The organism is Diaphorobacter sp. J5-51 (assembly GCF_001023515.1).
Classification (GTDB): Bacteria; Pseudomonadota; Gammaproteobacteria; order Burkholderiales; family Burkholderiaceae_C; genus Diaphorobacter; species Diaphorobacter nitroreducens.
On the sequence record NZ_JSYI01000040.1, the window covers coordinates 1 to 665 of the forward strand.

The following is a 665-nucleotide window of genomic DNA, read 5'->3' on the forward strand; positions in this document are numbered from 1 at the left end:
CCACGTTCACGTGGGGCTTGGTACGTTCAAACTTACCTTTTGCCATCTTTTCGACTCCGAAAAAATCTACACCAACACGACAAATATTGATGCACCCCAAACGGAGACGCACCTGAAACTGTGGTGCCCATGGCGGGAATCGGACCCGCGACCTCTCCCTTACCAAGGGAGTGCTCTACCACTGAGCCACATGGGCAACAAGGAGTCAAACTCCTCTTAACCAACCTATCCAAACCGTGGAGCGGGAGACGGGAATCGAACCCGCGTCATTAGCTTGGAAGGCTAGGGTTCTACCATTGAACTACTCCCGCAAGACCGAATTTCGTGCAAGTACGGTCCAACGCCTTCAAACCACAATCTGGTGGAGGGGACTGGATTCGAACCAGTGTAGGCGTAAGCCAACAGATTTACAGTCTGCCCCCTTTAGCCACTCGGGCACCCCTCCGAAGAATTTAGAAGTATACAGCCTTTTTGATCCTTGCGTCGATATCACTATTTTTTGTTTTAGGCGTGGCGGATCTTTATGCAGTCGGTGGCATCAGTTTGGCGAGCTAGCCGTTGAGTTCCAAGAGGTTGCTCAGGGGCGGCTGTTGGTTGAGTGGGCTGCTGCCTGTTCCCTTGAATCGCCCCGGGTTTTCTAGACACCTCTGAGCCTCAAACCTGAG

Annotated in this window: 3 tRNA genes; all 3 read right to left on the minus strand. The window is 52.5% G+C overall.

Annotated features, from left to right (window positions below):
• Positions 1 to 121: 121 nt before the first annotated feature.
• A tRNA-Thr gene (locus OX89_RS05915) sits at positions 122 to 196 on the minus strand.
• Positions 197 to 237: 41 nt separating this feature from the next.
• Positions 238 to 311 (minus strand) — tRNA-Gly (locus tag OX89_RS05920).
• Positions 312 to 359: 48 nt separating this feature from the next.
• A tRNA-Tyr gene (locus OX89_RS05925) sits at positions 360 to 445 on the minus strand.
• Positions 446 to 665 lie beyond the last annotated feature (220 nt).